This is a genomic window from Fortiea sp. LEGE XX443 (assembly GCF_015206815.1).
Classification (GTDB): Bacteria; Cyanobacteriota; Cyanobacteriia; order Cyanobacteriales; family Nostocaceae; genus Nostoc_B.
In genome coordinates this window covers 1-2,709 of the sequence record NZ_JADEXZ010000149.1, presented here as the reverse complement: position 1 = coordinate 2,709, position 2,709 = coordinate 1, and the positions used below count along the sequence as shown (strand labels likewise).

Annotated in this window: 3 protein-coding genes; 1 reads left to right on the top strand and 2 read right to left on the bottom strand. The window is 43.1% G+C overall.

The window, feature by feature from the left end:
* The first annotated feature begins 580 nt into the window (after positions 1–580).
* Positions 581–988 carry a phosphomannose isomerase type II C-terminal cupin domain gene (locus tag IQ259_RS26825; RefSeq protein ID WP_193889013.1) on the top strand — a complete coding sequence of 136 codons (408 nt, stop codon included), beginning with the start codon at positions 581–583 and terminating at the stop codon, positions 986–988.
* A gap of 180 nt (positions 989–1,168) precedes the next feature.
* Here the strand turns inward: IQ259_RS26825 and IQ259_RS26820 are convergent, their stop codons facing one another.
* Together IQ259_RS26820 and IQ259_RS26815 are read right to left on the bottom strand one after the other, a co-directional pair.
* Entirely contained in the window at positions 1,169–1,927 is a 759-nt protein-coding gene (locus IQ259_RS26820) for a HEAT repeat domain-containing protein (RefSeq protein WP_193889012.1), read from the bottom strand.
* Positions 1,928–2,403: 476 nt separating this feature from the next.
* Positions 2,404–2,709, bottom strand: a 306-nt coding sequence (locus IQ259_RS26815; protein ID WP_193889011.1) for an N-acetyltransferase, incomplete at its 5' end; no start/stop codon positions are given.

Genomic DNA, 2,709 nt, shown 5'->3' with positions numbered 1-2,709 from the left:
GGGGAACGGGGCAGGGGGAAAGGTACAAACCTTGCCCCTTGTGGGCAAAAGCCCCCTTGCGCCTTTTCTCCCCTGCTCCCTGCTCCCTGCTCCCCTGCTTTTTTCACTTAAATGAGGCTGCTGAGAAATCGAATCGACATTCATAATCATACAATTATTGGTTATTTTAGTTTTTTATCTACTAAAAACAGAATTTTTAACTTGATTAAGTCCTAAATGTAAGCACAGAGATTGATATTTTGGATTTCTCTTGAATAGTCTGATATTGTAAACTTAAGTTATCCAAAAAAGGCGATATTTAGGCAACTATAAAAAGTTCGTTAATCCCAGAATATTCTATTTATGTAGATTATTTAGTAAAAGTTGAGAACAAACTAAATATAGTATCCCGCTTTGATTTCTGAATCACTCGTAGAGATAGGGAACAGGGAACAGGTGACAGGGAACAGGGAAGAAAGAATAAATGTGTACCGAGTTTTGTTCAAAAATCAAATAGGAATCCTATATATGGCAAATTGTCAACTAATGTGCGTTAGATTACTAAACAATAGTGATAGCAATCTGGTTGAGGAGTTTGGTTATGACTCAAAATGATAATAACGATCAATCCAATAGCAATGAATCGTCTTCGCATTCTGGAGCGAGATACTGGGGTAACGTGGAGGTAATAGAAGAAGGAGATAACTATAGAATTAGTCGCGTTGAAATTAATCCTAGGCACGGTATCAAACCACAAATCCATTATCACCGTAATGAACATTGGGTCGTAGTTTCTGGTGTCGCCAAGGTGACTTGCGGCGAAACGGAAGTGTTGCTGAATCGCAACGAATCAACTTATGTGCCGGCAGCAACGTTACATAAAGTAGAAAATCCCGGTTTAATTCCCTTGGTAATTTTAGAAATTCAAAACGGGGAGTATTTGGGTGAGGATGATACTGAACGTCCTTATGACCTCAATTTGATCAAGCCAGCACCCGAAAGTAAGTGAAGTATGAAGTGTGAAGTGTGAAGTATGAAATTAACACATCTCTTTAGAGATAGGTGATGAGCTAAGAAAAACTAAATTTTTTTCGCTTCTAGGGAAAAAAATTGTATCAATATTTACTTCATACTTCATTTTTTTAGCCAATAGTAAAAAACTACTTTTAACTGTTAACTTCGGACTCGATCAAAACCATCCTTCTTGTTCTAAGGTTTCGATTAGCTGCAAGCCACGAGGGTCGCCTACGCCTAGTAGTGCAGCTTTGGTATCTTCCCGCACGCCTAAATCTTTGTCTTCGGCAAAGGCTTGAATCAAAGCATCAATGGCTGTTGCGTAAACTATATTCGATGGCAATTCCTTGCATAATTGTCCAATTGCCCAGGCACTGTTACTACGTACTGCGGCTACTTGGTCTTGGACTAAAGCTTCAATTAAGGGTGGAATCGCGCCGATCGCTGCTTCATAACCCACTTCTGCCATCTGCGCTAAAGCACTAGCAGACCACAGACGCACTGCGGAAATATCTGTTCTTAAAGCATTTGCTAAGGGTGCTAAACAACGGCGATCGCGGCAATTACCCAATGCCCAAACTACACCTTTACGCACATAGCCATTCCAATCTTGATTAAGTTGAGCAATTAAAGGTTCTACAGCCTCTTGACTGGGATTACGCCCAATACCGTAGGCTGCACTCACTCGCACTAAAGGACAAGAGTCAGTCAAAAGGCGAATGAGTAAGGGGGTAGCCCGTTCATCTTCGATATCACAAAAAGCACGCGCCGCCAGCATTCTTTGCTGGGGTCGGAAATTCTCCAGAAGGACTAACATCACTTCTGGATCTGGCTTTGCCACTTCTGACTCAGCAGTTAGCGGCTCCATTTTATCTAGTGGGCTTTCTAGCTCTACCTCAGGATCGAGTAGGCTTAGGTCATCGTCGTCATACATACTTCATTTAGATGCCGAGTGGGATTTATATAGCAGGGAACAGGGAACAGGGAACAGGGAACAGGTTTGAAAGCCGCTTACTGTCCATGTTTAATGATTAGTTCTTGTGCTAATCTATCCGGCAACTGCTATACGTAACCCTCGTGCCAATAATTCTACGCCCGATAGGTATTTGCTAGATTATTGTACACTTTATGTTCGACATGATTAAATTTGTCTGGAAAAAGTATGAAGTATGTAGACGCTTTTAGCGGTGTTAGCGTAGCGGTAGTGACGTAGGAGCGTCAGCAGTGCGTTGGGCGGGTTCCCCGACTTGTTCGCTGAAAGCGTTCCCGTAGGGTAGCAACTGCTGAACCCGTTGGCGTAGCCTCTCGCAGAGAAGGGCTTGCCGCAGGCTAGTGTGAAGTATGAAATTTTATTTTTTAGCCTTCTGCCTCCTGCATTTGAACTCTTGACTAATGACCATTGACTATTGACTACTGACTCTTAACTAAAAGTTCTTTCAGCATCCAAAATGATTGAGTTTGATAACCCAGTTGGTTGTAGAGATTTAAGGCGGGTTGGTTGGATTGAAAGACTTGTAACCCAATTCGCCGATCGCCTCTGGCAATTGCCCAGTTTTCGACATAGTGCATCAAGGCTTTACCAATACCCCGCCGCCGATGTTCTGGGACGACGTAAAGCAAAAAAATGTGAGCATGGCGATCGCCACTGACTTGATCTACCGCATTTCCCACCCAGAGACAGGCAACGGGGCAGGGGGCAGGGGGAAGAAGAGGCAG